Genomic DNA, 24,772 nt, shown 5'->3' with positions numbered 1-24,772 from the left:
CTCGTGACAACCGCCGCGCGGGCGTGGACACCCGCGCAGAGAGGGATCCCCGTGACGCCGTACCCGTTCTCGGCCGTGGTCGGCCTGGCCGACCTGCGCCTCGCCCTGCTGCTGACCGCCGTCTCGCCCGCTGTGGGCGGGGTGCTGGTGCGTGGCGAGAAGGGCACCGCCAAGAGCACCGTCGTGCGCGCCCTGGCCGCGCTGCTGCCCGAGGTGGCGGTGGTGCGCGGCTGCCGCTTCGCCTGTGACCCAGCGAAGATGGATCCGCTCTGCCCGGACGGCCCGCACGCCGCCGACAGTCCGGTGCAGTACCGGCCCGCGACGCTGGTGGAGCTGCCGGTCGGCGCGACCGAGGACAGGGTGGTGGGCACGCTGGATCTGCAGCGGGCGCTGGCCGACGGGGTCAAGGCGTACGAGCCGGGGCTGCTGGCGGCGGCGCACCGCGGCGTGCTCTACGTCGACGAGGTCAACCTGCTGCCCGACCACCTGGTCGACCTGCTGCTGGACGCGGCGGCGATGGGCCGGGCCCACGTCGAGCGGGACGGGGTGTCGGTCAAGCACGCGGCCCGGTTCCTGCTGGTCGGCACGATGAACCCGGAGGAGGGCGAGCCGCGGCCGCAGCTGGTCGACCGGTTCGGTCTGGTGGTCAATGTGTCCGCGCCGCGCGACGCCAAGGACAGGGCCGAGGTGGTGCGGCGGCGGCTGGCCTACGAGCTCGACCCGGACCGGTTCGCGGCGCGGTTCGAGGCCGATGAGCGGGAGCTGGCGGCCCGGATCGTGGCCGCCCGGGACCTGCTGCCGGCCGTCGTGCTGCCGGACCGGGAGCTCGACCGGATCGCCCTGGTCAGTCTCGCGTACGGGGTGGACGGGATGCGGGCGGACATCGTGGTGGCCCGCTGCGCGGTCGCCCTGGCGGCCTGGCACGGCCGCGAGCTGGTCACTGCCGATGACGTACGCGATGCCGCGCGCCTGGCGCTGCCGCACCGCCGCCGCAAGGATCCGCTCGACCCGCCCGGCACCGACGAGCAGCGCCTCGAGGAAGCTCTGAAGGAAGCGGACGCTCAGCTCGAGGAGGACGACCCGGACGACACCCCGCCCGCAGGCGGCCCCGAGGACGGTGGGCCGGACAGCAGCGGCCCGGACGGCGGTGGCCCGGACGGCGGCGACGTCGGGGGACCGATCGAGGGCGGCCCGCAAGGGACGCGCGGCTCCTCAGACGACGGCGCTTCTCCGACGTCCAGCTCCTCACCGCCCAGCCCTGAAACGACGGATGGATCGAGCGCGGACCAGCCGTCCGACGAGGACGGCGGGAGCGGCGGGAATCGGGTGGGCGGAGCGGCGGCGGTCGCGCCCGGGTCTGCCTATCGAACGAGGACGCTGAGCATCGCGCGTCGTGGGGAGGGCGGCCACGCCGGTCGTCGTTCGCTGTCGCTGTCGCGGCGTGGACGCGTTGTCGGCTCTCGCGTGCCGACCGGTCGGCTGGCCGGGGCGCCGCACCTGCCGGCCACCCTGCGCGCGGCTCTGCACCGTGCGGCCACCGAGCGGTCACGGATGGGCCAGGCGCACCGCGCGGGCGGTGCGCCTGGGAATGCGGTTTCGCGGCCGATGGTGCTGCCCCGGGATCTGCGGGAGGCGGTGCACGTCGGGCGCGAGTCGAATCTGGTGCTCTTCGTGGTCGACGCCTCGGGGTCGATGGCGGCCCGCAAGCGGATGACGGTGGTCAAGACGGCGGTGTTGTCGCTGTTGCGCGACGCCTATCAGCGGCGGGACCGGGTGGGGATGATCACCTTCCGGGGGCACGAGGCCGAGCAAGTGCTGCCGCCCACGTCCAGCCACGAGGTGGGGGTGCTCCGGTTGGCGAGTTTGCGCACGGGGGGCCGTACGCCATTGGCCGCAGGCCTCAGGACGGCCGCCGCGACCATCGCGACCGAGCGTCGCCGTGACCCGCGCCGGCGGCCGTTGCTGATCGTCGTCACCGACGGGCGGGCCACCAGCGGACCCGATCCGGCCACGGTGGCGCCGGCGCTCGCAGGCGTGTCCACTGTGGTGGTCGACTGCGAGTCCGGGCCGATCCGGCTGCGGCTCGCGGCCCGGCTCGCCGCCGCGCTCGACGCCGACCTGATGCCGCTGGAGAGCCTCGAGACGGGCCGGGCCGCCTGATGCCGCAGGGCAAAGTCACGTCCGTGCCGGATGACGGCCTCACGACCCGCCAGCGTCGTCGCCAGGCCCTGCTGGCCGTCCACACCGGACACGGCAAGGGCAAGTCGACCGCCGCCTTCGGGATGGCCCTGCGCGCCTGGAGCGCGGGCTGGCCGATCGGCGTCTTCCAGTTCGTCAAGTCGGAGAAGTGGCGGGTGGGCGAGGAATCCGCGCTCAAGGCGCTCGGCGCCACCGGGGGAGCGCCGGTCACCTGGCACAAGATGGGCGAGGGCTGGTCGTGGATCCAGCGCGCCGGCACCGAACGCGACCACGCGGCCGAGGCGGCTGAGGGCTGGGCCCAGATCAAGCGGGACCTGGCCGCCGAGACCCACCGGTTCTATGTGCTCGACGAGTTCACGTACCCGATGAAGTGGGGCTGGGTCGACGTGGACGAGGTCGTGGCCACGCTGGCCGAGCGGCCGGGCAACCAGCACGTCGTGATCACCGGCCGGGACGCGGCGCCGGCGCTGCTCGAGGCGGCCGACCTGGTCACCGAGATGACGAAGGTGAAGCACCCGATGGACGCCGGCCGCAAGGGGCAGCAGGGCATCGAATGGTGACCATGCCGCGGGTCGTCATCGGCGCGCCCGCCTCCGGACACGGCAAGACCACGGTGGCGACCGGACTGCTGGCCGCGTTCGCCCGGCGGGGGTTGCCGGTGGCGCCGTTCAAGGTCGGGCCGGACTACATCGACCCCGGCTATCACGCGCTCGCCGCCGGGCGGCCGGGCCGCAACCTCGATCCCGTGCTGGTGGGGGAGGACCTGATCGGGCCGCTGTTCGCCCACGGCTCGCAGGGCGCGTCGCTGGCCGTGATCGAGGGCGTGATGGGGCTGTACGACGGGCGTACCGGCGCCGGCGAGACCGGGTCGACGGCTCAGGTGGCCGGGCTGCTCGAGGCGCCGGTGATCCTGGTCGTCGACGCGGCGGCGCAGGGCCGGTCGATCGCCGCGCTGGTGCACGGGTTCCGCAGCTTCGGCAGCGTGCGGATGGCCGGCGTGATCCTGAACCGGGTCGGCTCCGACCGGCACGAGGCGATCCTGCGCGAGGCCTGCGAGGAGGTCGGCACGCCGGTGCTGGGCGCGCTGCGGCGGGCCGATGCCGTGGCCGCGCCGTCCCGCCACCTCGGCCTGGTGCCCGCGGCCGAGCGCCGCGCCGAGGCCCGCGAGTCGGTCGACGCCCTGGCCGCGCTGATCGAGTCGTCGGTCGACCTGGCCGAGGTCATGGCGATCGCCCGGTCGGCCCCGCCGCTCGACGCCGAGCCCTGGTCGCCGGTCGCCGCCGATCCGGCGCCCGGGCGGCCGGTGGTGGCGCTCGCGGGCGGGCCCGCCTTCTCGTTCGCGTACGCCGAGACAGCCGAGCTGCTGACCGGCGCGGGCGCCTCGGTCGTCACGGTCGATCCCCTGCGCGACGAAGCGTTGCCCGAGGGCACGCGCGGTCTCGTGGTCGGCGGGGGCTTTCCCGAGGTGTACGCGTCGGAGCTGAGCGCCAACGAGCCGCTGCGCAAGTCGGTGGCCGCCCTGGCCGCGTCGGGCGGGTCGATCGCGGCCGAGTGCGCCGGCCTGCTCTGGCTGTGCCACACCCTGGACGGCGCCCCGATGTGCGGGGTGATCGACGCCGAGGCCGCGATGACCCCGACCCTGACGCTCGGCTACCGCGACGCGGTGGCGCTGACGGACAGCCCGCTGGCCCCCGCCGGCACCCGGGTCACGGGTCACGAGTTCCACCGGACGACCGTGCATCCGCGTTCGGGCTTGTTGCTCTCCCCGGCCGGTGGCGCGGCCTGGGCCTGGCGCGGCGCCGACCCGGAGGGCTTCGCCACGGCGTCGATCCACGCGTCCTACCTGCACCTGCACTGGGCGGGTAACCCAGGCTTCGCGTCCCGGTTGGTCTCCGCGTTGTGACCGTCCCCGTAGATGCCGTCGCCTGATGGTCGTCGTCGGGGTTGGCGCCCGGGCGGGGGTGGCGGCCGCCGATCTGTGCGTGGCGGTGGACGCGGCCCTGTCGGCGGCGGGCCTGACCGTCGCCGACGTGACCGTGCTGGCCACCGCCGACCGCCGGGCCACCGAACCCGCCGTACAGGAAATGGCTCTTGACCGTGGCTGGCGCCTTCTCGCCCTGCGAGCCGCCGAGCTGGCCGGCCAGAACGTGCCGAACCCGAGCGGAGTCGTTGCCGCGGCGGTCGGCACGCCGAGTGTCGCCGAGGCCGCCGCCCTCCGTGCCGTCGGCCCGACCGGCTCGCTGATCCTGCCCAAGCAGAAGCACGCCGGGATCACCGTGGCGATCGCCCGCCTCGGGCCGCGAACGTGAGATTGGCCCGTTCCCTGATCGGGAGCCATCACTAGCGTCGATCCCATGGGCACAGCGGAGGTCAACGGAATCACGATCGGCTACGACGACTCCGGCGCGGGCCGGCCCCTGGTGCTGGTGCACGGGCATCCGTTCGACCGCTCGATGTGGGCCCCGCAGGTGGCGGCGCTGACCGGCTCGGGGTGGCGGGTGATCACAGCCGACCTGCGCGGCTACGGCACGACGACGGTCGTCGAGGGCAGCACGCCCCTGCCCGTGTTCGCCCGGGACGTCGCCGCCCTGCTCGACCACCTGAGTCTGGACGACGTGGTGCTGGGCGGCCTGTCGATGGGCGGCCAGATCGTCATGGAGTGCTACCGCCAGTTCCCGTCGCGGATCCGGGCCCTGCTGCTGGCCGACACCTTCCCCCGGGCCGACACTCCCGAGGCCCGGTCGCACCGGCGGGCGACAGCCGACCGCCTCGAGGCCGAGGGCATGACCGGCTACGCCGAACAGAACCTGGCCAAAATGATCGCCCCCTACAACGTCGAGGCGATGCCGGCCGTGGCCGGCCACGTGATGACGATGATGCTCGGCGCCCCTCCGGCCGGGGCTGCCGCCGCGCTGCGGGGCCGGGCCGAACGCCCCGACTACCGCGATCTGCTGACCGGGGTCACCGTTGCCACCCTGATCGTCGTGGGCCGGGACGACGAGTTCACCCCCGTGGCCGACGCCGAACAGATGCACGCCCTGATCCCCGGTTCGGCCCTGGCGGTGATCGAAGGCGCCGGCCACCTCCCCAACCTCGAGCAGCCGGTCGCCTTCAACAAAGCCCTCGACACGTTCCTGGCCGGCCTCTGACCCGCCGCTCCGGAGGGATGAACCAGGCCCCGCTTCAGTGGTCCTTCGGCAGGTCGGCCGGGGCGGTGGCCCAGGTGGTGTTCGGGGTGGCGCCCAGGGTGAGGTCGAGGGTGCCGCCGGTCAGGGTGAAGGATTCGGAGAGCCAGGATTTCGTGAGTCGGGCTCCGTTGCCGTGTACGTGTTCTTCCAGTAGCCGCCGCGCGATCGGAGCTCCCGGCTTTCCCCGAAGGCGCCGAGCCGCTGGGCCCACATCGCCAGCGAGAAGTCGGCGAGCGAGTTCTCCAGGGTCTCGGCCGCTCCGCCCCAGCAGTGGCAGATGTCGTTGGCGGCGTATCGCAGGGCCAGGTACGTGTCGAGGGTGGCCCGCTGGCCGGTGCACTACCCGGGACAGCCGGCATCCGACAAGGCGTCCGGGTTCTGCACGGTCGCCTGCCGGTACAGCGAGTCGAAGGCGGCGCGGGCATCGAAGTTCCTGACGCCCATGGCGTACCAGGTGGCCAGGGTGGGCGCGGCCGGGTCGCCGGTCATCACAAGGGTCGGCGCGCCCAGGTGCAGCCATCTGTCCCAGACGCCGTTGTTCTGGGCGGCGAAGTCGGCCATCGATGTCGCCATGTCCCCGGCGACGTCCGGTCGCAGCAGCCCGAGCAGCTAAATCTGGGCCCGGTACTGGTCCCAGCCGGAGAACGTGCCGTAGACCGCCTTCTGCCCCGCGCGGACCCGGTGCACCCTCATGTGAAATCACCGACGCCGGGCCGGGTGCTGACCGCGAGGTCGGCCCGGACACCCGAGTCGAGGGTCACCGCATATCGCCCGGGGGTAGCGGTCTCCTGGGCGTGCGTGAACGTCGAGGCGTACTTGGCGTCCTTCGTGTCGGCGGTCGGGGAGAAGTCGACCGGCCCGGCGAACGGCAGGATCGGCACGTCCCCGGCGGCGCCCGGGGCGCAGGCGGCGCCGATCCCGGCCGCTGCGGCGGTGACAGAAGTCGAGTCGCTGATCGACGGCCGTTGTCTTGCGGAAACGGCGAGGACTCGTCGTGCCGGCTGACGCTCAGCCGGGGTAGGGCCACTCGTGCACGGGGAGGTTCTCGTGCATGAGGGGAAGGTAGCGCCGCAGCATCTCGTGCAGGGCGTCCTGGCGGTCGACGCCGTCGGCCTCCAGGGCGTGCAGGGTCCGCACCTGCCAGGCGGCGCCGTTGCGGTGGGTCAGGCAGCGCTGCTCGATGATGCCCAGCAACCGGTCGCGTTCGCCCTGCGAGACGCCCCACCGTTCGAGCCCCTGGCGGGCCATCGGCAGCAGGCGGCGCAGCACCAGCTCGGTGACCTGGATGTAGCCCAGACCGGGCCAGAACACCGTGGCGTCGATGCCGTGCCGCGCGCAGGTGTGGAAGTTCTCCTCGGCCGCGCTGAAGCTCATCTGCGTCCACAGCGGACGCTCGGCCTCGGCCAGGGTGCGGATCAGGCCGTAGTAGAAGGCGGCGTTGGCCATCGTGTCCACAACGGTCGGTCCGGCCGGCAGCACCCGGTTCTCGACCCGCAGGTGCGGACGGCCCTTGACGACGTCGTAGATCGGCCGGTTCCAGCGGTAGACGGTGCCGTTGTGCAGCCGCAGCTCGCTCAGCTCGGGCACCTCGCCCCGTTCCAGGATCTCGGCCGGGTCGAACTCGTCGCAGATCGGCAGCAGGGCCGGGAAGTAGCGGACGTTCTCCTCGAACAGGTCGAAGACGCTGGTGATCCAGCGTTCGCCGAACCACACCCGCGGGCGTACGCCCTGGGCCCGGATCTCCTCCGACCGGGTGTCGGTGGCCTGTTCGAACAGGGGGATGCGCGTCTCGCGCCACAGCTCCCGGCCGAACAGCAGGGGCGAGTTCGCGCCCAGGGCCACCTGAATGCCGGCGATGACCTGGGCCGCGTTCCAGTACGCGGCGAACTGGGCCGGACTGACCTGCAGGTGGAACTGGGTGCTGGTGCAGGCCGACTCGGGCGCGATCGTGTCGGTGGTGACGGCCAGCCGGTCGACCCCGTCGATCCGGATGTCGAGGTCCTCGCCGCGGGCCGCGAAGATCTGCTCGTTCAGCAACTTGTAGCGGGGATTGGCGGAGAGCGCGTCGTCGGTCATGTGCTCGCGCTTCAACGTCGGCAGGATCCCGATCATCACCGTGTGCGCGCCGACCGTACGGGAATGCTTCTCGGCGTTGTTGAGACTGGCCCGCAGCGTACGTTCCAGATCGGCGTTCTCGTCGCCTGCCAGGCGCCGCGGGGGCACATTGATCTCGATGTTGAACTGGCCGAGCTCGGTCTGGAAGTCGGGATCGGCGATCGCGCCCAGCACCTCGGAATTGCGCATCGCCGGGTCGCAGTTCTCGTCGACCAGGTTGAGCTCGATCTCCATGCCGGTCAGCGGCCGCTCGAAATCGAAGCGGGACTCGCGCAGCATGGCCGCGAACACATCCAGGCTGCGGCGGATCTTGTGCCGGTACCTGGCGCGGTCCTCACGGGTGAAGTTGGCCTGATCGACGTCCTCGCCCACGGCGCACCACCTCTCTGCACTTCCCTCACAGTCACACACGGCAGGCAGCCGCGCCAGGCGACACCAAAGCATGAGATCGCACCCGCTGTCCTTCTCCCACGGCATCGATCCGGTGGAGGGTGAGACCGGCGGGCACGTCCGATGCGGTACCCCTCCGCAGCGGATTTCATCCGGATCTGCACCCTCGGGAGGGCAAGATCTTGAACGTGCGACGGTTGCTGATCGGTGTCGTGGTGGCCTCGGTGCTGACCACGGTCCTGACGGTCACGTGGACGGCGCTCGGTCCGCTGCGGTCCGGTGCGCCGTCGCCGCAGGCGTCGGCTCAGGCCGCGCCGGCTTCGTCTCCCTCGCGGCCCTCCCTGGCGTCCTGGTCGACCGCGTGGTCGGCCGCGCCGTCGTCGGCGAGTCGGGCCAGGCTGCCCGGGCACACGGTGCGCAACGTGGTTCACACGACGATCGGCGGCCCGCGGGTGCGCGTCCGGCTCAGCAACCGGTTCGGCGTCGAGCCGGTGCGCTTCGGGCGGGTGACGGTGGCGCTCTCGGCCCACACCGGCGGCCGCCGCGACGGTTCCGCCGACCCCAGCGACGGTACGGCGGTTCCGGGCTCGATGCGGGAGGCGGCGTTCGGCGGCCGCGGCGAGGTGACCGTGCCACCGGGCGGCGACGTGCTCAGCGACGCGCTGCCGCTCGCCGTCCCGCCCGACGCCGACCTGCTCGTGAGCGTCTGGACCCCGCGCCGGCCGGCCGCCGCCACCCTGCACGCCGAGCCCAAGCAACGGTCGCTGGTCAGTCCCGGCCCGGCCGACCACGCGGGCGACGAGACCGCCGCCGCGTTCACCCGGGGCGTCTGGGCCTGGTTCTACGTGACCGCGGTCGAGGTGACCGGCGCACCCGGCACGATCGTGGCGTTCGGCGACTCGATCACGAACGGCGCCGCCTCCACCCCGGGCCGCAACCGGCGCTGGACCGACCTGCTGGCGGCCCGGCTGGCGGCAGCCCCCGACCCGGATTACGGCGTGGCCAACGCGGGCATCAGCGGCAACCGGATCCTGCTGGACGCGCGCTACCCGCGCTACCGGATCACCGCTGTGGCCGGCCGTTCCGGGCAGGCCCGCTTCGCCGAGGACGTGCTGGAACGCTCAGGCGCCCGCGCCGTGATCCTGCTGGCCGGCATCAACGACATCATGCAGGAGCCGCGCCAGACCGACCCCGCGCGGCTCGCGCTCGGACTGGCCGGGCTGGCGGCGCGCGCCCGGGCCGAGGGGCTGCGGGTCGTGGGGGGCACGATCACGCCGTGGCAGGGTTATCACTCGTACACGCCGGCCGCCGACCGGGTGCGCCAGCGCGTCAACGCGTGGATCCGCGCCGGGGGCGGTGGCGCCTTCGACGGCGTGGCCGATTTCGACCGCGCGCTGCGGGACCCGCTCCAGCCGCTGCGGCTGAACCCGCAGTACGACGGGGGCGACCACCTGCACCCGAACGACGACGGTATGCGGGCCCTCGCCGACGCGGTGCCGCTGGACGAGCTCTAACGCATCCAGAACGCCATGATCGCGGCAACGACCACGATGCCGAGCACGGCCTGGAGCAGCAGGGCCGGACCCAGGTGCGACCACATCGTCGGGATGCGCGGGGTCAGCGGCTGCATCGTGGTCAGGTTGACCACCCGCACGAGGCGCACGGGAAGCGCCGGGTCCTTCTGCGGGGTCGTGGTGACCTGCACGAGGTCGCCGCGCCGCAGGGCCGACTGGGGTAGCTGGCCGTGCATCTCGACCTCGTAGGTCTGGCCCAGGTCGTCGCGCAGCCGCACGGGCGTCACCAGGAACTCGGGGCCCTTCTTGAGTTCCTTGAAGCTGCGGCGGCTGGGCTTCATGCGCAGGGCCGCGCCGAGCATGTGGAACACGCTCGAGGCGAGAAAAACGGCCATGACCAGGGGCTGGCCGATGCGAACTTCCCGGGTGTACGAGGTCAGGAAGCCGGCGAAGCGACCGGTGATGATGGGTCCGACATGCCGGAGGATCTGCTCACGATGCAGGTCGAGGTCATCCATGGGGGCACCTCCTGAGGGATTCTCATATCGTACGGAGAGTCAAATGGCGAGCACCGTGAGTGAATACGTGAGCACGGTAGGCGGCGAAGATGAGCATCTTGCTCGTTTGCCACCTGCGTCGCCGAAATGCTGAAAACCGCGCGAATCGCCACCGATCGGCGGTCAACTGGTTCGGTGTCGGCGAGGCGCTCGCCTCGCAGCGGAGTTTGGGGGCGGCTGACGTGGCATCGACGAGGGCCTTCGTGGATCCGGACAGCATCCTGGCCCGTACGGCGCGCGAGGTGCTGGAGGCGCACGCCGGTGGACACGGCCCCGGCGAGGGGCTGACCGTGTGCCCGGCCTGCGGCGAGCGCCTGCCCTGCGCCGCCGGTCAGGCCGCGGCCGAGGTCGTGGTGGCAGCCGGCCTGGCCGAGCAGTCCGGACTGGTGGCCGCGTCCCGGCGTGGTCTGGGGGAGCCGTACGGCGAGGCGGCCCCGCTGCCACCGCTCGGCCCGCCCACAACCTTCGGCTCCGCGGACGACTACGGGCCGTCGACCGCGTTCGGCTCGGCCGACGACTACGCGCCGGTGACCGCGTTCGGTTCCGCCGACGTCTTCGAGGCGCCGGACGCCTCCGGATCCGCGTTCGCGTCGGCCGCCGGCCCGCGGTCGCCCACTGCGTTCGGATCGCCCATCGTGATGACTTCCGACGACGAGCCGGCGCGGTCCGAGTACGTGGCCCGCCGCGCCGCGCCCGACGACGACAGCCCGTCGACCGGTTCCGGCTATCGGGAGGCCCGGCACGAGACGCCGGTCGGCATCTCGTTCGTCGCGCCCGTAGTCGCGCTGCCATCCGACCAGGGCTCAGCGTCGACGCGGCTGCCTGGGGACGACGCGGCGATGTCGTCGGAACCCGGCCCGCCGTCCGTAGTGCGACTGACGCCCGACTCGGTGTCCGAGGTGCAGCCCGGGCGAGGGTCCGCCGAGCCGTCCGACCGTGTTTCGCTGCCTGCGCTGCTGCCGCAGAACGGATCGCCCGTCATACCGCCGGAGCATCGCCTGACGTCTTTGACGCCGCCCGAAGCTGTGCCCGCGCCGGTGGACCTGGCCCAGGAGAGCGGGCTGCGCTCCTCCGCCGAGGATCCGAGCGGGCCCCGCCGGGCGATGAGCTTCCGCACCAGCCCGGCGGAGGAGCTGCCCGAGACCGGCCCGCCTTCCCTTCAGCACGACGCCCCGGCCACGGGCAGCGCGCGAACCGTCGGGCCGGTCGATGACTCCGGCCCGGCGGGGAACACTCCGGCCGCGCCGGCTGCCGGACCGGTGGCTGATGTCGGCTCGGCTGCGAGCGCGCCGGCTGCGCCCACTGCCGGGCCGGTGGTTGGTGCCGGCGCAGGTGGAAGCGCGTCGGCTGCGGGGGCTCCCGGGGCGACAACTGACGCCGGCTCTGCCGGTAGTGCGTGGGCTGCTGGGCCGGTAGTTGCTGCCGGTTCCGCCGACAGCCCGCCGGCCGCGTGGGCTCCCGGGTCGCAGGCTGGGGTTCCCCCGGTCGGCGGCATGCCGGACACCGGGCCGGACACCGCCGCTCACCCCACCGGGATGACGCCGGCGGCGCCCGTTGCCGAGGAGGCCCCGGCTCAGCGCAAGCCGGCCGCGTCGCCCCTCCCGCCGAACTGGCACCAGACCCGGCCGCTCGACGCCCCCAAGTTCGTCCCGGCCCGCCCCGTCGCCCCACGAGCGCCCGGCATGCCCGGCGGCCCGGCCACGCCGCCGTCCGAGGTCGCCGGTCGGCCCCAGTCGCCGGCCCGGCCGTTCGCCGGTCCGCCCCGGCCCACCCCGGCGGCCGGACCGAGGACGCCCGAGCCGGTTGCCGAGGCGATGACGCCGCGACCGGTCGCCGACCCGCCCGTTCCGCAGCCCGCGATGCCGCAGCCCGTCGCGGCCCGCGAAACGACTCACCCTGCTGCTCCCGCGGGCGAGGAGCTCTCGGGCCTCGGCGCTCACCTCGGGGCTCCGGCCCCGGCCCCGCCTGCTCCGGAGAGCGAGGCGTCCGGCCTGTCCGGCATGTCCTCCGGCCAGGAACCGTCCGGCCTCTCGCGGACCGGCGCAGTCCCCGGCGCGCCGGGCGGCTTCACCGCGCCGGGCGGTCAGGCCGCGCCCGGCATGCCGGCGGGCGCACCCGGCGACCCGGCTGCAGGCGGATCGGCGGCCGACGGTCACGAGCCGTCCGGTCTCGGGCAGGCTCCCGGATACTCCGGGCAGGCGCCGGCCGCTCATCCCAGCCCGGCCGGTCCGGCCGGGGAGGAGCCGTCCGGCCTGCCCGGACGCCCCGCCCAGGCCCCAGCCGTACTCCCCGGCCTGGGTAACGCCTCCGCCCATTTCGGCGCCACCACGCCCGAGCAGAACTCGGCGCCCCGCGCGGCGATGATGAATCCGGGCCGCTCACCGCTCGAGGCTCCCGGTGCGGGCCAGGCGAATCGCCCGCCGGCGGCCGGTCAGCAGACCACCCCGCCCCAGGCGGCCAACGCGGGTCCCGCTGAAGCCGGTCCGCGCCCGTCCCGGCCCAAGCTCGAGGCGCCCAACATGGGCCAGCTCAACAAGCCGCTCAACGACAAGGATCGCCCCGATCGGTGAATTTTGAGAATGACATCCCGACATGTTTGAGCGCCGGTCGAACAGGGCAGTACGGTCGGCGAAGGGCGGTCAGGGTCATGAACCCGGGTCGCCCTGGTGCTTGTGGCGCTCTCCCAGGTCCGGGTCGGCGTCGCTGAAGGGAGAGCCGATGTCCGATCACGGCGCCTTGCAGGCCGCGCAGCGTCCGTGCGCGACGACCGCAGACGACGGGCTCGAGGATCTCGACGCTGCCGCGCTGGCCTATTCCGAGCGCTCCCTGCAGTCCGACCCGGCCGAGCGCGCCGCGCTGCGTGAGGGTCTGACCCGGCTCTGCCTGCCGTTCGCCGGGCGGCTGGCCCGGCGCTACCGCGGGCGCGGCGAGACCTTCGAGGACATCGAGCAGGTGGCGCGGCTCGGGCTGGTCAAGGCGATCGACCGCTACGACCCGGAGCGGGGCTCCTTCACCGCGTACGCCGTCATCACCATCTCGGGCGAGATCAAGCGCCACTTCCGCGACAAGACGTGGGGCGTCCACGTGCCGCGGCGGGTGCAGGATCTCAGCCTCGAGGTCGGGCACGCCACCATGGTTCTGACCAGCATCCTCTCGCGTACGCCGACCGCCGCCGAGATCGCCGGGCGGCTGGGCGTCCCCGTCGCCGCCGTGCTGGAGGCGCAGGAGTCGTCGGCCGGCTATTCGCCGTCGTCGCTCAACGCGCCGGTCGGCGGGAGCGACGGCGCCGTCGAGTTCGGCGAGCTGATCGGCGGCCTCGACAGCGACCTGGAACTGGTCGACGACAAGGTCACCGTGGGCGACCTGTTGCTTCGCCTGCCGCCCCGGGAGCGCCGCATGCTGGCGATGCGCTTCTACGGCAACCGCACCCAGGCCGAGATCGCCACCGAGCTGGGCATCTCCCAGATGCACGTTTCGCGCCTGCTCAGCCGGGCGCTGTCCTGGCTGCGCGAGGCGATGCTGAGCGACACCCCGCCGCGCTGGGAGGGCCCCGAGGGCCGCTTCGAGCGTCACCCCATGGTGGTCGAGGCGGTGCGCGAGGACGACGTGGTGGTCGCCCGGGTCCGCGGCGAGGTCGACCGGGACACCGCCGAGCGCATGCGGATCGGCCTGCGCCACGCCATCGGCCTGGCCGGGAACGACCCGGTCGTGGTCGACCTGTCCGGGGTGCCGCTGCTGGATGCGGCCGGTGTGGCCGTCCTGATCGACGCGGCGTCGGCTGCCGCCGTGGCCGAGGTCCCGCTGACTCTCACCCGGGCCCAGCCCTACGTGGCCAGCATCCTGTCCGTGACCGGCCTGGCGCGCCTGCTCGACAACTGACCCGCCCGGCGGGTCAGGGGCGGCGCAGGCTGGCCCACACCACTTTGCCGTCAGCGGAGGGCAGGCAACCCCAGGCGTGCGCGGTCGCGTCGACCAGCAACAGCCCGCGGCCGCGCCGGGCGTCCAACGGCACCTCTCCCGGCGGCTTCACCTCCACCGGAGAGCCGTCCCGCACCGCGACAGTGAGATAGCGCGGCCGCAATGACAGCCGCAGGGTCATCATCGTGTGCACGTGGTCGACGACGTTGCTGACCAGCTCGTTGGCGATCAGGCTGGCCGGCCCGGCCAGACCCGGCAGGTCCCAGCGCAGGCAGGCGTCGGTGGCCAGGTCGCGGGCGTGCCGGGCGGCGCCGCGTACCGGCAGCAGCTCGTCGGAGACCGACACCCGGCCGGTTTCCGGAATCGTGGCCAGCTGCACCCGCGCGGCGTCCAAGCTGTCGACGATGCTCAGCTGGTGGAAGACGGGCTGGGCGAAGAGCTCACGGGTGGGCGGCGCGAGGCCGTAGAGCAGAACGGGGGTGCCGGGCCAGCGCGCCGCCTGCCGGGCGACGGCGTTGAAAACCGTGAGCGCCAGCGGCTCGACGACGTCGAGCGCGGTGAGGTCCAGCAGCAGTGCGGGGGGCTGTTCGGCGAGCGATTTGAGCAGGTTCACGTGCAGCGACGGAACGTCGACCAGGCTCAGCGAACCGCCGACGGAGCCGATCAGGCCGCCGTTGTCGGCACTGACCTCGTACGTGATGGGCATTCGCACCGCCCCTTTCGCTTCCCTCGCGCCCGGCCCGCTTACCCGCTCACCAAGCCGGCAAACAGATGGGTCAGACCGGCTCCGCTGCGCCGGTCTCGGTCACCCCGGCTTCCATCACGATGATCGCTCCGTCGGACCGGGCGCCACCCTCGCGGTGCTGCAGCGGCGTGCACGCCACCCGCACCGAGATCGTGCGCCCGCGCCGGTTGACCGCGTCGACCAGCAGCTCCGAGCCTCTCGCGTCGGGACCGAGCGCGGCCCGCAGGATCGGCTGCAGGTGTTCGATCGGCAGGCCGACGTCGAGGTTGAGGAAGTGCTGGCCGATCACCTCGCCGGCGCGCAGGCCCCACAGGTCTTCGGCCCGGCGGTTCCACATGCGGATTTGCAGGTCGGGGTCGACCACCGCGACGCCCGCCTCCATGCTGGTCAGCACCGTCTCGAGGAAGTCGTTGGCCTCGTCGAGCTGGGTGCTCGAGATGCGCAGCTGGTCGTTGATGCTCTGGAGCTCGTCGTTGGTCGACTGGAGCTCCTCGTTCATCGTCTCGAGTTCCTCGTTGGTGGACTGGAGCTCCTCGTTCGTCGTCTCCAGCTCCTCGACAGTCGACTGCAGTTCCTCGTTGGTCGTCTCGAGTTCCTCGTTGGTCGACTGCAGTTCCTCGTACGCGGCCTCGAGTTGCTGGTTGGCCTGTTCGAGCTCGTCCTTGAGCCGCCGGGCCGCGGTCACGTCATGGAAGATGATGTTGACACCGAGCAGGCTGCCGTCGCCGCCCACGAGGGGGCTGATCTGCACCTCGACATTGAGCCGGTCGCCGCCGTGCGGGATGTCGATGTCGGCGATGCGCATCGTCCGTCGTTCCAGCTGCACCTGTTCGATGTAGCGGCGCAGCTCGACCGGGCGGTACGACAGCTCGAGGTCGCGGAACGGCCGGCCGATGTCGCGCGACGACACCCCGAACAACTTCTCGAGCTGCCGGTTCGAGAGCGCGACCAGTCCGTCGGAGGTGAGGGACAGCTGCGCCAGCGGGCTCGACGCGAACGCCTCGTTGCGCAGCTCGTCGAGCCCGGTCGTCGGCGGCTCGTCGGGCGGCGGTGTGTCGGCGAAGGCCACGCCGGGGCGGGAGTAGAGGCGGGGGACCCGGCGGAAGACCCGGCGCTTGAGGTCGATCGGCGTGAACAGGTGGGTGTGGCTGAGCAGCATCTCGGCCTTGCCGAGGAAGAGGACGCCCTCGTCGCGCAGCGCGAAGTGGAACCGGCCGAGGATCGTGGCCTGGGTCTCGGCGTTCAGGTACATCAGCGTGTTGCGGCAGGTCAGCAGGTCGATGCGGGAGATCGGCGCGTCCTGCACGAGGTCGTTGCGGCCGAAGATGACCGACCGGCGCATGTCTTTGCGGAACGCGAACCGCCCGTTCGACGGCTCGAAGTAGCGCTCGGCGAGTTCGAGCGGCACGGCCTCCAGCTCGCGTTCACCGTACGTCGCCTGGCGCGCCTCGTTGAGCTGTTCCTCGTCGACGTCGGTGGCGTAGATCTTGACCCGGTCCTTGAAGGCCTCGAAACCGAGCAGTTCGGAGAGCGCCATGGCCAGGGTGTAGGCCTCTTCGCCGGACGCGCAGCCCGCGCACCAGACCCGGATCGGCGAGCCGGTCGGCTTGGCCGCGATCATCGGCCCGAGCACGTCCTTGCTCAGGTACTCCCAGGCCTCGGGGTCGCGGAAGAAACCCGTGACGTTGATCAGGATGGTGTTGAACAGCGCGGTGAACTCGCCCGGGTGGACCTGCAGGTAGTCCGCGTACTCCTGGTAGTCGGCGATGTCGACCTGGTTCATCCGCCGGTTGACCCGGCGGATGAGGCTCGACCGCTTGTAGCCGGTGAAGTCGAAGCCACGCGCCTCTTTGAGATACGCGAGGAGCGCTTCGAATTCCGGGTCGGTCGGCTGCACAGGCAGACGCTATCCCACCTGGTGGCGTGCCGCCGCCGGCGGTTCGCCAGGGGTCAGAAGGCGTCCGCGCACATCCGGGTCCAGACGACCTTGCCGTCGGTCACCGGCAGCACACCCCAGGCGTCGGTCAGGTCGCGCACGAGTCGCAGGCCGCGGCCACCCGGGTCGGACAGGCCCGCGTCGCTGGGCTTGGGCATCCGCCGGCTGTGGTCCCGCACGGTCATGCCCAGCCGGCCGCCCTGCAGCGGCCGCAGGGTGAAGTCCATGGTGGTGTGCGCGTGCCGCACGACGTTGGCGACCAGTTCCGTGGCGATCAGCGTCGCGGTCGCGGTCAGCCCGGATCGCTGCCAGGCCGCGCAGGCCTGGGTGACCAGGTGGCGCACCTGGCGGCAGGCGTCGGGCACGGGCCGCATCCGCACCCGGATGCGCGGCGGGACGGTCTCGGCGCGGGCCGACGCCACCGCGGCCGCGAAGTCGTCGGCGTACCGCAGCCCCGCGCAGTCGGGCGCGTCCGTGATCATCGCCAGGGTCCGCCGGTCGGCGCCGCACAGCACGACCGGCACGTCCGGCCACTCGTGGGCCTCGCACACGGTCGCGCTCAGCGCGGACAGCCCCACCGGGTCCCCGATGCGCAGCCCGGCCACGTCGAGCAGCAGCACCGTCGGCTGCTCGGCCAGGCGAAGTCGCACGGCCTGCTGGAGCGCGTCCCCGGTGACCTGATCGAGGGTGCCGCGGACGCGCAGCGCGGCCACCGGGAAGCCCCGTTCCGGCCGGCACACGAGCTGACTCGGCACCCTGCCTCCTTCACTACACGATCTGCCGGCTCAACGTGCCCGGCCGGACACCGACACAAACGCGTCGAGCCCCGGCAGTCGTGACCAACCACTCAGGGAAATGAAGTACCGTTGCGCGCCATGGGTGTGTCGCAGCGGCTGAAGAGCCGGTTCCGCAAGTTTTTGCAGCGTCCGGGCACGACGGTCGACCTCGCGCCGTTCAGTAAGCGTCTGCCGGCCATCGACGCGCGTGAGGAAGCGCTGCGCGAGCTGGACGACGAGGCGCTGACCGCGGCGGCCGGCGAGGCGTCCGACTTCACCGAGATCTGCGCCGTCGGTCGGGAGGCGGCCCAGCGGGCCCTCGAGCAGCGGCCGTACGACGTCCAGCTGCTGGGCGCGATGGCCCTGCTCTCGGGCAAGGTCGCCGAGATGGCCACCGGTGAGGGCAAGACGCTCACCGCGGTCGTCGCCGCCTACGGGCACGTCCGCCTGGGTAACGGCCCGGTGCACGTCCTGACCGTCAACGACTATCTGGCCCGCCGCGACGCCGAGTGGATGCAGCCGGTCTACAAGCTGCTCGGCCTCAGCGTCGGCTGGGTCACCGAGACGTCGACCCACGAGGAGCGCCGCGAGGCCTACCTGGCCGACGTCACGTACGTCTCGGTCAGCGAGGCCGGCTTCGACTACCTGCGCGACCAGCTGGTCACCGACGTGGAAGACCGGGTGCAGCGCGAGCTGGCCACGGCGATCGTCGACGAGGCCGACTCGATCCTGATCGACGAGGCCCGCGTGCCGATGGTGCTGGCCGGCAGCATCGCCACCGAGGCCGACCCGGTGCACGACGCGGCCGAGCTGGTGCGCGAGCTCAAGGCGGGCAAGGACTACGAGGTGGCCGAGGACGGCCGCAGCGTGGCCTTCACCGAGGCCGGGCTCAAGAAGATGGAGGAGCAGCTCGGCATCGACCTCTACGCCGACGACCAGGTGCAGCAGCTGTCCGCGGTCAACGTGGCCCTGCACGCCGAGGCCCTGCTGCGGCGCGACGTCGACTACATCGTGCGCAACGGCTCGGTCGAGCTGATCGACGAGATGCGCGGCCGGGTCGCCCAGCGGCGGCGCTGGCCCGACGGCCTGCAGGCCGCCGTGGAGGCGAAGGAGGGCCTGACCGCCACCGCCGAGGGCGAGGTCCTCGACACGATCACCGTGCAGGCCTACATCGCGCTCTACAAGACGGTCTGCGGCATGACCGCCACCGCGGTCCACGTCGGCGAGCAGCTGCGCGAATACTTCAAGCTCGAGGTCGCGGTCATCCCGTCGAACGCCGAGAACATCCGCGACGACGAGCCCGACCGCATCTACTCGGCGCACGAGACGCGCGACGAGGCGCTGGTCGAGGAAATCAAGATCGCGCACGAGAAGGGCCGCCCGGTGCTCGTGGGCACCCTCGACGTGAAGGCGTCCGAGCTGCTGGCCAAGCAGCTGGCCGCGGTCGGCGTGCCGTCGAACGTGCTGAACGCCAAGAACGACGCCGAGGAGGCCCGGATCATCGCCGAGGCCGGCGCGCTGGCCGCGGTGACCGTCTCGACCCAGATGGCCGGCCGCGGCGTCGACATCCGCCTCGGCGGCAGTGACGAGGCCGACCGGGACGCGGTGGTCGAGCTCGGCGGCCTCTACGTCATCGGCGCGGGTCGCCACGACAGCCGCCGCGTCGACGACCAGCTGCGCGGCCGGGCCGGTCGCCAGGGCGACCCCGGTGGCTCGGTCTTCTTCGTCAGCCTCGAGGACGAGCTGGTCACCCGGCACGCCGGCGACATCCTGCCCGCCTCGCCGCGGATGGACATGGACGGCGTCGTCCACGACGAGCAGGTCGACTACGCGGTCGAGCACGCTCAGCGGGTGGCCGAGGGCGTCAACCACGAGATCCACCGCAACACCTGGCGCTACAGCGTGGTGATCGAGCAGCAGCGGGTGGCGATGGCCGAGCGCCGCGAGCGTCTCCTCACCTCCGAGGTCGCCGCGATCATGCTGCTGGAGCGGTCGCCCGAGAAGGCCAAGGAACTCGACGAGGACGTGCTGTCCGACGCGGCCCGGGCCATCGCGCTGTTCCACCTCGACCGGCTGTGGGTCGAGCACCTGGCCGAGCTGTCCGAGGTGCGTGAGGGCGTGCACCTGCGTGCGCTGGGCAAGCTCGACCCGCTCGACGAGTTCCACCGGGCCGCCGTGCCGGCGTTCCAGAAGGTGCTGCTCGAGATCGAGAAGCGGACCATCGAGACCTTCGAGGAGACCGACTTCAGCGAGGGCTGGGAGCCCGACCGCGCCAAGATCGTCCGGCCCAGCGCCACGTGGACGTACCTCGTGCACGACAACCCGTTCGGTTCGGAACTCGATCGGCTCATCGCCGCCGTCGGTCGCCGGCTGGTCGGCCGGAGCGAGTAACAAAGGGCAACTGTCGTCCGGGCGTTCCTTCGGGAACGCCCGGATTCTTTTTGCACCGGCAACGAAGAATCGTGTGTCTCTCGTCTCAGAATGCCGCCGTGATCGCGTCGTGATAGGGGCCCCGAGCAGCGGAAACGCTCCCCGCGGCTCATATGAACAGCGCGCCATGCGTTCGGCAACGCGTAATCAGTCTGACAGAATCTGTTACCGGAATGCATTTTCCGCGGTGGAACGATTTTCCCACAGTGTGGTTGACGGGTTGACCCCGCAACTCCGCTGGCGGAAATATCATCCGCGGCTTTACGGAGGGTGATCGGACGTATTCGATTACCGACACGCCTATTCAGGTGCGCCAGCTTTCAGGGGGATCAACTAAATGCCGGCCAGTGCGCTTTCACCACGGCTCGCCCGACATGCCACCGGCCCGGGCCGTGGCTCCGCCGCCGCCCGTCGCCCGTCGGAACCCGCCCTGACCGTCACGGTCGCCATCCCGCTGACCGGTGACTCCATCTCGCCGCAGGCCCACAAGCTCATCGAGGCCGTCCGCGAGCTGGTCGAGGTCAGCCACGGCACGGTCACCATGGAGGCTGCCGCCGCGCCGGGCGAGATGTTCGCGGGCGACGCGGCCGCGGGCGACCTGGCGCCGCGCGAAGCCGACCTGGCTGCCGGTCCCGAGGTGCGGCTGCTCACCGGCACCCGTCAGGTGATCGTCGACGGTCAGCCGCTGCCGCTGACCCGCCTCGAGTTCGATCTGCTGCTCTTCCTGGCCGAGCGCCCGCGCCGTGTCTTCACCCGCGCGCAGCTGCTGACCGGAGTCTGGGGCTACGACCACACCGGCGAGCGCACCGTCGACGTGCACGTGCGGCGCCTGCGCCTCAAGCTCGGCGGCACGGCGCCACTGATCACCACCGTCTACGGTGTCGGCTACCGCCTCTCCGACGACGCCCACGTCGTGATCAAGCCCAACGAGTAACGTCGACGGGTGCGTGTCCGCCCCATCTCCACCGACGTCCTCGTCGAGGAGCTCGCCGATCTGCTGACAAGTCGGGAATCCGACAGTTACCTCCGGGTCGCCTTCGACGGCGCCCCGGCGGCCGGCCCGGGGGAGCTGGCCGACGCCCTGGTCGGCCCGCTGCGGGCCCGGGGCCGTCCCGCCATGCGGATAGACACCGCCGACTTCCTGCGACCCGCGTCACTGCGCCTGGAGTTCGGCCGCAACGACCCGGACTCGTACTACCAGGGTTGGTTCGACGAGGCCGGGCTGGCCCGCGAGGTACTCGATCCGGCCGGTCCCGGCGGCTCCGGGCGGGTGCTCGCCCGGCTCTGGGACGCCACCGCCGACCGAGCCGCCCGCGAGTCCTACACCGAGCTTTCGGCGGGCACGATTCTGCTGGTCAGCGGCCCCCTCCTGCTCGGTGGCGGGCTTGCCTTCGACGTCACGGTGCACCTGGAGATGTCGGCCGCCGCGCTGCTCCGCCGGACCCCCGCCGAGGACGCCTGGACGCTGCCCGCTTTCAGCCGGTACGCCGAGGAGGTCGGGCCCGCCTCGTTCGCCGACGTGGTCCTGCGCGTCGATGATCCACGTCGTCCGGCGATGGTCCTCGAACGTTCATGAAGCGAGTCTGTAGCGGAACCCACCACTGACAGTTATGCTCCGGTTACTTTTTCAGCGGAGGCCCCGTTTGGGATCTTCGGCGGTGGGTATCAGGCGGCACCACGGTGCGTTGGCGTCGGCTTCGGGGGCACCACCGGCAGGGGCAGAGGAAGGGCAGGGAGCGCATGCTCGTCAATCAAGCGGTCATCACGGGCAAGAGTGCCGCGAAGGGGCGTACGCCGGAGGAGATCGACCAGATCCGGGCCGTCCTGCGCAGCCGGTTCAACGACCTGAACAGCGAGTACGAGGCGGCTGTGGCCGAGAACCAGCAGCTCCGGCTGGTCGAGATCGGCGACTCCGCCGGCGACGACCAGGCCGACAGCGGCTCCAAGACGGCCGAGCGCGACGCGGCGACCTCGCTGCTGCGCACTCTGCTCGACCGGCGCACCCAGGCTGAGCACGCCATGGCGCGTCTCGACGAGGGCTCGTACGGCAACTGCGAGGCCTGCCACAACCCGATCCCGTGGGAGCGGCTCGAGATCTTCCCGTCCGCCACCACGTGCGTCAACTGCAAGCAGAACCGCGAGCGCCGAGCCGGCTGATCCGCCCGCCACCCCGAGACGTCCGGGTCCGCCGCCGGTGTGCGGCGGACCCGCCGTATCGGGGTTAGCGTGCAATACATGGGCACGATCGACGTGGGCACGGCGTCCTGGACCGACAAGACCCTGCTCGACTCGGGCTGGTACCCGGCAAGCGCCGACAACCCCGAGAAGCGGCTGGCCTACTACGCCCGGCAGTACCGGGTGGTCGAGGTCGACTCGACGTACTACGGCCCGCCCGCCGAGCAGACGACCAGGCTCTGGGCCGAGCGGACGCCGGCCGGCTTCACGTTCAACATCAAGGCGTTCAGCCTGCTGACCGGCCACCCGACCCGGGTGTCGGCGATCTACAAGGATCTGCGGCCCGAGACCGACAAGAAGAACGTCTACCCCGGCGACCTGCCCGCGCAGGCGTACGAGGAGGTCTGGAGCCGTTTCCTGGCGGCGCTCGACCCGCTCGCCGAGGCCGGGAAGCTCGGCGCGGTCCTCTTCCAGTTCCCGCCGTGGTTCGGCATCCGCCGCTCCAACAAGGACTACGTGCTCGAGGTGGCCGCCCGGTGCAAGCCGATCGTCGGAGTCTTCGAGTTCCGCAACGCCTCCTGGTTCGACGGCGCCAACCAGACCGAGACGCTCGACTTCCTGCGCGCCCACAAGCTCAGCTTCGTGGGCGTCGACATGCCGCAGGGCCACAAGTCGTCGGTGCCGCCCGTGCTGGCCGCCACCTCGGGCCTGGCCGTGGTGCGTTTCCACGGCCACAGCGACAAGTGGACGAGCAAGGACATCCACGAGAAGTTCGGGTACGAGTACTCGCGCCGCGAGCTGTCCGAGTGGGCGCCGCGCCTGCGCGCGCTGGCCGACGACGCCGACACGACGCACGTACTTTTCAACAACTGCTACCGGGATTACGCCCAGCGCAACGCGACCGAGATGATCGAGCTGCTAGAGGGTGTCGAAGGGGACTGACGCGTAGGCCTCGCCCAGCAGCTCGGCCAGTTTGTCGCCGGCCGAGTAGGTCAGGTCGTCGATCGAGGCGATCTCCTGCCGGACGCTGCGCGAGTTGACGGCGACCGCCGCGGTGAAGTCCAGCAGTTCCGACATGGGCACCGGGCGCATCGTCCACGGCACGCCCCGCATGGTCAGCGCGATCTGCAACAGCACCATGGTGACGCCCCGCAGCATGGGCGCCTGCGGCCAGATCACCTGATCGCCGTTGAAGAACGCGACGTTCCAGACCGTGCCCTCGCGCACCAGCCGGTCGGGGCCGACCGACAGCGCGTCGTCGTAGCCGGCCGACCGGGCCAGCCGCTGCGCGCGGAACAGGCTCATCGTGGCGGAGTGCTTGTGCTCGGGCCACTCGCGCCGGAAGTCGGGGTCGATGCGCACCCGCAGCGGCGGGGCCGGCTCGTCGGAGGCGGGCTCGGACACGGCCACCACCACGTCGGGCGGGCCGGCCGGGTCGGCGCCGGGCACGTAGGACACCCGTACCGAGGCGTCCCGGGCGTCGCCCAGCGCCCGCAGGATCAGCTCGCGCAGCCGGTGCTCGTCATCGAGCTCGGCCCGCCAGCCGAAGAACTCCTCGTTGGCGTCGGCCAGGCGGGCGAAGTGCAGCCCCAGGCCGCGGACGGACCTGTCGCGGACCTGCATCGACGTGAAGTGGCCGTAGTTGACCGAGGCGAGCCGGTGAATCTCGGCGAGGTCGGGCGTCCGGCCGTTCAGCTCGATGTTGCGCACGGTCTCACCTTAAGGCGGGGCACCCGGGTGATCGCCAGGCCCCGCCGCTCGGCGGCGCCCGCCAGCACGCCGGCGTCGATGACCGCCGCGCCGCCGGGGTCGTTGTTGAAGAACACGAAAGCATCCCGTACGCAGGCCAGACGCTCCACCCACGACCGGAGCGCAGCCCGTCCGTAGCGGGGCCACGGTCGCGCCCGCCCCTCGTGCAGCCGCAGGTAGACGAAGTCGGCGGTGTCCCACTGGGGAGTGACGGGCCGGCTCAGCCGGTCGGCCCAGCACAGCGCCGCCCCGTGCTTCGCGAGCAGCCGCCGGCAGTCCTCGGTCCACCACGTGTCGTGCCGGGGCTCCACCGCGACCCGGACGCCGGCCGGGAACAGGCTCAGCGTCTCGTCGAGCGCGCCCAGGTCGGCCTTCAGGTTCGGCGGCAGCTGCAGCAGCACCGGCCCCAGCTTGTCGCCGAGCGCGGTCGCCCGCTCGAAGAACCGGGCCACCGGCTCCTGCGGCTCCTTCAGGCGCTTGATGTGGGTCAGGTAGCGGCTCATCTTCACCGCCACACAGAAGTCGTCCGGGGTGCGCTGCCGCCACTGCTCGAAGGTCGAGCGCTCCGGCAGCCGGTAGAACGCGTTGTTGACCTCCACGGTCGCGAAGCGTTCGGCGTAGTGCTCCAGCCACAGCCGCTGGGGCAGCCCGTCCGGATACAGGTAGCCGGTGTCGTCCCCGCCCCGCTCCGGCCGCCAGTCGCGGTACTGCCAGCCCGACGTCCCGATCCGCAGCATCCCCCCGGGATACCCCGGTCACACCGGGTTAGACCGGTTGATCACCGGGTACCACGCGGTCGCTGTCCTCCACCGAAGAAGGAGTTTCCATGTCTCTGAGCGACAACGACATCACCTCGACCTCGGGCCCCGGCGCCGGCGAGGGTCCGGCCGACGGTGGCGCGAACCCGGGTGGGCACGACGGCGGCGCCGACGGCAGCGCGGGCGAGGGCCCGGCCGACGGCGGCGCGAACCCGCAGGGCCACGACGGCGGAGCGGACGGCAGCGCGGGCGAGGGCCCGGCTGACGGTGGCGCGAACCCGGGTGGGACCGACGGCGGCGCCGACGGCACCGCGTCCTGACA

22 protein-coding genes and 1 pseudogene are annotated in these 24,772 nt (G+C 72.1%); 14 read left to right on the top strand and 9 right to left on the bottom strand.

The features are described 5' to 3' along the window. Nucleotides 1-3 precede the first annotated feature (3 nt). The 5 genes from KXC43_RS29510 to KXC43_RS29490 are packed head-to-tail and all read left to right on the top strand — an operon-like array spanning nucleotide 4 to nucleotide 5,348. Nucleotides 4-2,160, top strand: a complete 2,157-nt coding sequence (locus KXC43_RS29510; RefSeq protein ID WP_438870918.1) for a VWA domain-containing protein — start codon at nucleotides 4-6, stop codon at nucleotides 2,158-2,160. Beyond that, nucleotides 2,160-2,759, top strand: coding sequence for a cob(I)yrinic acid a,c-diamide adenosyltransferase (gene cobO, locus KXC43_RS29505; RefSeq protein ID WP_221379439.1), 600 nt, complete (start codon nucleotides 2,160-2,162; stop codon nucleotides 2,757-2,759). Before KXC43_RS29510 ends, cobO begins: the two co-directional genes overlap by 1 nt. Continuing rightward, the gene (locus KXC43_RS29500) at nucleotides 2,753-4,102 is read left to right on the top strand and encodes a cobyrinic acid a,c-diamide synthase CobB (RefSeq protein ID WP_221379438.1); all 1,350 of its coding nucleotides are present in this window, start codon (nucleotides 2,753-2,755) and stop codon (nucleotides 4,100-4,102) included. The genes cobO and KXC43_RS29500 overlap by 7 nt, the downstream gene beginning before the upstream one ends. Nucleotides 4,103-4,127: 25 nt before the next feature. Continuing rightward, complete coding sequence (locus tag KXC43_RS29495; protein ID WP_221379437.1) at nucleotides 4,128-4,508, top strand: cobalamin biosynthesis protein; 381 nt, start codon at nucleotides 4,128-4,130, stop codon at nucleotides 4,506-4,508. A gap of 45 nt (nucleotides 4,509-4,553) precedes the next feature. Further along, entirely contained in the window at nucleotides 4,554-5,348 is a 795-nt protein-coding gene (locus KXC43_RS29490; protein ID WP_221379436.1) for an alpha/beta fold hydrolase, read from the top strand. Between the two features lie 120 nt (nucleotides 5,349-5,468). Here the strand turns inward: KXC43_RS29490 and KXC43_RS51395 are convergent. From KXC43_RS51395 to KXC43_RS29470, 3 genes and pseudogenes are all read right to left on the bottom strand, one after another. Beyond that, a pseudogene (locus KXC43_RS51395) lies at nucleotides 5,469-5,984 on the bottom strand (glycoside hydrolase domain-containing protein). 92 nt (nucleotides 5,985-6,076) lie between these two features. Beyond that, nucleotides 6,077-6,268, bottom strand: coding sequence for a hypothetical protein (locus tag KXC43_RS29475; RefSeq protein WP_221379434.1), 192 nt, complete (start codon nucleotides 6,266-6,268; stop codon nucleotides 6,077-6,079). 127 nt (nucleotides 6,269-6,395) lie between these two features. After that, nucleotides 6,396-7,874: a glutamate-cysteine ligase family protein gene (locus tag KXC43_RS29470; RefSeq protein ID WP_221379433.1), complete on the bottom strand. Its 1,479-nt coding sequence runs from the start codon at nucleotides 7,872-7,874 to the stop codon at nucleotides 6,396-6,398. Between the two features lie 206 nt (nucleotides 7,875-8,080). Here KXC43_RS29470 and KXC43_RS29465 point away from each other — a divergent pair, with 206 nt between their 5' ends. Then, nucleotides 8,081-9,406, top strand: coding sequence for a GDSL-type esterase/lipase family protein (locus KXC43_RS29465; RefSeq protein ID WP_221379432.1), 1,326 nt, complete (start codon nucleotides 8,081-8,083; stop codon nucleotides 9,404-9,406). Here KXC43_RS29465 and KXC43_RS29460 read toward each other — a convergent pair. Further along, a complete protein-coding gene (locus KXC43_RS29460; RefSeq protein WP_221379431.1) occupies nucleotides 9,403-9,924 on the bottom strand; it encodes a hypothetical protein in 522 nt (173 codons plus the stop codon). The genes KXC43_RS29465 and KXC43_RS29460 overlap by 4 nt on opposite strands. 221 nt (nucleotides 9,925-10,145) lie before the next feature. On the opposite strand from KXC43_RS29460, the gene KXC43_RS29455 reads away from it, so the two are divergent. Both KXC43_RS29455 and KXC43_RS29450 read left to right on the top strand, forming a co-directional pair. Next, nucleotides 10,146-12,533: a hypothetical protein gene (locus tag KXC43_RS29455; RefSeq protein WP_221379430.1), complete on the top strand. Its 2,388-nt coding sequence runs from the start codon at nucleotides 10,146-10,148 to the stop codon at nucleotides 12,531-12,533. A gap of 148 nt (nucleotides 12,534-12,681) precedes the next feature. Beyond that, a complete protein-coding gene (locus tag KXC43_RS29450; RefSeq protein ID WP_221379429.1) occupies nucleotides 12,682-13,842 on the top strand; it encodes a SigB/SigF/SigG family RNA polymerase sigma factor in 1,161 nt (386 codons plus the stop codon). Nucleotides 13,843-13,855: 13 nt separating this feature from the next. Here the strand turns inward: KXC43_RS29450 and KXC43_RS29445 are convergent, their stop codons facing one another. From KXC43_RS29445 to KXC43_RS29435, 3 genes are all read right to left on the bottom strand, one after another. Beyond that, entirely contained in the window at nucleotides 13,856-14,587 is a 732-nt protein-coding gene (locus KXC43_RS29445) for an ATP-binding protein (RefSeq protein ID WP_221379428.1), read from the bottom strand. A 70-nt stretch (nucleotides 14,588-14,657) separates the two neighbouring features. After that, entirely contained in the window at nucleotides 14,658-16,523 is a 1,866-nt protein-coding gene (locus tag KXC43_RS29440; protein WP_221379427.1) for a CheR family methyltransferase, read from the bottom strand. Nucleotides 16,524-16,576: 53 nt separating this feature from the next. After that, complete coding sequence (locus tag KXC43_RS29435; protein ID WP_221379426.1) at nucleotides 16,577-17,317, bottom strand: ATP-binding protein; 741 nt, start codon at nucleotides 17,315-17,317, stop codon at nucleotides 16,577-16,579. A gap of 120 nt (nucleotides 17,318-17,437) precedes the next feature. On the opposite strand from KXC43_RS29435, the gene secA2 reads away from it, so the two are divergent. The 5 genes from secA2 to KXC43_RS29410 all read left to right on the top strand — a co-directional run bounded on the left by secA2 (nucleotide 17,438) and on the right by KXC43_RS29410 (nucleotide 22,885). Further along, nucleotides 17,438-19,729 carry an accessory Sec system translocase SecA2 gene (gene secA2 / locus KXC43_RS29430; RefSeq protein ID WP_221379425.1) on the top strand — a complete coding sequence of 764 codons (2,292 nt, stop codon included), beginning with the start codon at nucleotides 17,438-17,440 and terminating at the stop codon, nucleotides 19,727-19,729. 376 nt (nucleotides 19,730-20,105) lie between these two features. After that, a complete protein-coding gene (locus tag KXC43_RS29425) occupies nucleotides 20,106-20,702 on the top strand; it encodes a winged helix-turn-helix domain-containing protein (RefSeq protein WP_221379424.1) in 597 nt (198 codons plus the stop codon). A gap of 9 nt (nucleotides 20,703-20,711) precedes the next feature. After that, nucleotides 20,712-21,344, top strand: coding sequence for a nucleoside/nucleotide kinase family protein (locus KXC43_RS29420; RefSeq protein WP_221379423.1), 633 nt, complete (start codon nucleotides 20,712-20,714; stop codon nucleotides 21,342-21,344). A gap of 164 nt (nucleotides 21,345-21,508) precedes the next feature. Continuing rightward, nucleotides 21,509-21,925 (top strand): TraR/DksA family transcriptional regulator, encoded by a 417-nt coding sequence (locus tag KXC43_RS29415; protein ID WP_221379422.1) that lies wholly within the window; start codon nucleotides 21,509-21,511, stop codon nucleotides 21,923-21,925. A gap of 78 nt (nucleotides 21,926-22,003) precedes the next feature. After that, nucleotides 22,004-22,885 carry a DUF72 domain-containing protein gene (locus tag KXC43_RS29410; RefSeq protein ID WP_221379421.1) on the top strand — a complete coding sequence of 294 codons (882 nt, stop codon included), beginning with the start codon at nucleotides 22,004-22,006 and terminating at the stop codon, nucleotides 22,883-22,885. Here the strand turns inward: KXC43_RS29410 and KXC43_RS29405 are convergent. Beyond that, nucleotides 22,862-23,653 carry an aminotransferase class IV gene (locus KXC43_RS29405; RefSeq protein WP_221379420.1) on the bottom strand — a complete coding sequence of 264 codons (792 nt, stop codon included), beginning with the start codon at nucleotides 23,651-23,653 and terminating at the stop codon, nucleotides 22,862-22,864. The genes KXC43_RS29410 and KXC43_RS29405 overlap by 24 nt on opposite strands. After that, nucleotides 23,635-24,429 (bottom strand): DUF72 domain-containing protein, encoded by a 795-nt coding sequence (locus KXC43_RS29400; RefSeq protein ID WP_221379419.1) that lies wholly within the window; start codon nucleotides 24,427-24,429, stop codon nucleotides 23,635-23,637. Before KXC43_RS29400 ends, KXC43_RS29405 begins: the two co-directional genes overlap by 19 nt. A gap of 89 nt (nucleotides 24,430-24,518) precedes the next feature. Here KXC43_RS29400 and KXC43_RS29395 point away from each other — a divergent pair, with 89 nt between their 5' ends. After that, nucleotides 24,519-24,770 (top strand): BatC protein, encoded by a 252-nt coding sequence (locus KXC43_RS29395; RefSeq protein ID WP_221379418.1) that lies wholly within the window; start codon nucleotides 24,519-24,521, stop codon nucleotides 24,768-24,770. The last annotated feature ends 2 nt before the right edge of the window (nucleotides 24,771-24,772 follow it).

Origin of the sequence: Paractinoplanes polyasparticus (genome assembly GCF_019710575.1) — a bacterium.
GTDB classification, from domain to species: Bacteria; Actinomycetota; Actinomycetes; order Mycobacteriales; family Micromonosporaceae; genus Actinoplanes; species Actinoplanes polyasparticus.
The sequence above is the reverse complement of the archived record's forward strand: the minus strand, read 5'-3'. Positions and strand labels throughout refer to the sequence as shown.